The sequence below is a fragment of the Rhodopseudomonas sp. genome (genome assembly GCF_048594845.1).
Classification (GTDB): Bacteria; Pseudomonadota; Alphaproteobacteria; order Rhizobiales; family Xanthobacteraceae; genus Rhodopseudomonas.
On sequence record NZ_JBMDXE010000168.1, the window covers coordinates 1 to 3,130 of the forward strand.

General features: G+C 63.9%; 3 protein-coding genes. 1 reads left to right on the plus strand and 2 read right to left on the minus strand.

What is annotated here, in order from left to right:
• Positions 1 to 1,191, minus strand: a 1,191-nt coding sequence (locus ACOJTD_RS10490; protein ID WP_420132858.1) for a phosphoenolpyruvate carboxykinase (ATP), incomplete at its 3' end; no start/stop codon positions are given.
• A 186-nt stretch (positions 1,192 to 1,377) separates the two neighbouring features.
• Positions 1,378 to 2,112, minus strand: a complete 735-nt coding sequence (locus ACOJTD_RS10495; RefSeq protein WP_420132859.1) for a HugZ family protein — start codon at positions 2,110 to 2,112, stop codon at positions 1,378 to 1,380.
• A 211-nt stretch (positions 2,113 to 2,323) separates the two neighbouring features.
• Between ACOJTD_RS10495 and ACOJTD_RS10500 the strand changes: the two genes are divergently transcribed.
• The gene (locus ACOJTD_RS10500) at positions 2,324 to 3,025 is read left to right on the plus strand and encodes a response regulator transcription factor (protein ID WP_420132860.1); all 702 of its coding nucleotides are present in this window, start codon (positions 2,324 to 2,326) and stop codon (positions 3,023 to 3,025) included.
• The last annotated feature ends 105 nt before the right edge of the window (positions 3,026 to 3,130 follow it).

Here is a 3,130-nt window from a genome sequence, read left to right on the forward strand (position 1 = left end):
GCAGGTCGAGAACGTCGCCTCCGGCTCGGTCACGCCGCGCTCGGTTCCGGCCACCTTGGCTGTGTAGCCCGACAGGAAATGGTACAGGGCCTGCGCCGGCGAGAGCTTGGCGATGGGCGGCATGATGCCGAAGGCGTCGGCGGCGAGCATCACCACGTTCTTCGGCTGGCCGGCACGGCCGGTGCGCGAAGCGTTCGGGATCGACTCGAGCGGATAGGCCGAACGGGTGTTCTCGGTCTTGGAGCCGTCGTCGAAGTCCGGCTTGCGGGTGACTTCGTCGAGCACGACGTTCTCGAGCACGGCGCCGAACATGTTCGAGGCCGCGAAGATCTCCGGCTCGGCTTCCGGCGACAGCTTGATGCACTTGGCGTAGCAGCCGCCTTCGAAGTTGAACACGCCGTCCTTGCCCCAACCGTGCTCGTCGTCGCCGATCAGGGTGCGGTTCGGGTCGGCCGACAGCGTGGTCTTGCCGGTGCCGGACAGGCCGAAGAAGATCGCGGTGTCGCCCTGCGGGCCGACATTCGCCGAGCAGTGCATCGGCATCACGCCCTTCTCGGGCAGGTAGTAGTTCAGCGTGGTGAACACGCTCTTCTTCATTTCGCCGGCGTACTGCGTACCACCGATCAGCACGATCTTGCGGGCGAAGTCGATCGCGACGACGTTTTCGGAGCGGCAGCCATGGCGCTTGGGATCGGCGCGGAAGCTCGGGAGGTCGATGATGGTGAGTTCGGGAACGAAGGAGGCGAGGTCGGCGCGCTCGGGACGGCGCAGCAGCGTGCGGATGAACAGCGAGTGCCAGGCGAGCTCGGTGAAGACGCGGGTCTTGATCTGGAACGACGGATCGGCGCCGCCGTAGAGATCCTGCGCGAACAGCTGCATGCCTTCGGCGTGCTTCAGGAAGTCCTGATACAATGTCTCGAACTGATCGGCGGTGATCGACTGATTACCACCCCACCACATGGTGTTCTCGGTGGTGGCGTCGCGGACGGTGAACTTGTCCTTCGGGCTGCGGCCGGTGAACACGCCGGTGTCGGCGCACAGCGCGCCATCGGCGGACAGCACGGCTTCGCCGTTTTCCAGCGCATGCTCATAGAGCTGCGGCGCGCCGAAATTCCAGTACACGCCTTTGAGATTTTTAAGCCCGAATTTATCGGCGCCATGAGCACCGTTATGCACGCCCGTCTCTTGCACGAATAGATCCTCCTCGAGTCCGCGTTGTCCCGGTCGCGCGATTGCCGCCAATGCGCTTCAGCCCGCGGTGACGCCAATATATACCGGCTGTGTCCAGTGGCGCGACTAAATAGTGGCGAACGATGGCGTTGCCAAGCCGGGCGGCAGTATTTCGTTTACCGCCGGAAGACATTGAGGTGGCTCAAGTCACGGCGCGTTGCGCGCCATGTCTGCCATGCGTTTGAGCATGTCGCGAAGCTGCGCCGCAGTCGTGACCCGTTTTGGGAATTCCAGCCTCAGCGTCATCGCGTCAGCCTGCAGATCGAGGCCTTCCGGATCGAGCCCGGTGCAGCGCCAATCTGCCGCGGCGGCGCCGAGCAGCTTGGTCGCATACAGGTTCAATGCGATCAAATGATCTACATTCATGTGCTCGACGGCTGATTGTTCGGCATCGAGCAGATCTTGTGCATCGGACAGATCGGTCAGGTACTCAGCAGCAGCCAGATCGACGATGCGGCCGAACCCGGCGACGAGATGCGCGCCGCTGGTAATAATCCGGTACAAGGAAAAATCCTTGAAATCGATGTAGGCCTCGGCGCCCGGATGTGCGGCCAGATACCGCCTGCGCAGCGCCGGCAGCTCGGCGTCCTCCGCCGCCACCGCGTCGCCCATCAGCATGATGCGGGCGCCCTGCAGCGGATCGCCGGCGGCACGTTCGTCCAGCATCAGCGACACCCGGGGATCGGCCAGCAGGTTGCGGGTGTGGACCGCCAGGCGGGAAATCAGCAGCACCGGCGAGCCGTCCGGCGCGCTGGCCAGATTCACCAGTGAGCAATACGGCGCACCGCTGTCCCGCATCAGCGTCGCCAGCGCGCCCTCCCGCCGGCGGCGCAGGAGCGATTTGGCGACCCGGACGGGATCAAAATCGTCAGTCGGCTGCATCGGGTTTATTCCGCCAATCGTGACCGGAGGGGTGTTGATGCCCAGAAAACGGGCCTATATCAATGCCCGCCCGCCTCCGCTCGCGGGTTTTGGGAACCGGCCACATTTCAGCCCAGCTTGCATTGCTCGTTGACTGTGCTTTTTGGGCAACCGCCTCACCCGGATCGCCGAATCGCTTCGCGGTCTAGCCACGCCTTTCGGAAAGAGCTTCATGCCGACAATCGCCTTGGTCGACGACGACCGCAACATTCTCACATCCGTTTCGATCGCTCTGGAAGCCGAGGGCTACCGGATCATGACCTACACGGATGGCGCGTCGGCCCTCGATGGCTTCCGCACCTCACCGCCTGACCTGGCGATCCTCGATATCAAGATGCCGCGGATGGACGGCATGGAGACGCTGCGGCGGCTGCGGCAGAAGTCCGACCTGCCGGTGATCTTCCTCACCTCCAAGGACGAGGAGATCGACGAGCTGTTCGGCCTCAAGATGGGCGCCGACGATTTCATCCGGAAGCCGTTCTCGCAGCGCCTCCTGGTCGAGCGCGTCAAGGCGGTGCTGCGGCGCTCGGCGCCGAAGGATCCCGCCGCGGTGCCGAAGGAGAACGATGCCAAGGCGCTCGACCGCGGCCTGCTGCGGATGGACCCGGAGCGTCACACCTGCACCTGGAAGAACGAGCCGGTGACGCTGACCGTCACCGAATTCCTGATCCTGCAGGCGCTCGCCCTGCGCCCGGGCGTCGTCAAGTCGCGCAACGCGCTGATGGATGCCGCCTATGATGATCAGGTCTATGTCGACGACCGCACCATCGACAGCCACATCAAGCGGCTGCGCAAGAAGTTCAAGATGGTCGACGACGACTTCGAGATGATCGAGACCCTGTACGGCGTCGGTTATCGCTTCAAGGAAACCTGAACGCGTCGCGGCGTCGGGCGGCTCGCAACGCCTGACGCCGCCACCGCGCTGCGATATGCTTGGCGGATGATCCCGAAAAGCGGATACCGGTTTTCGGACACGATC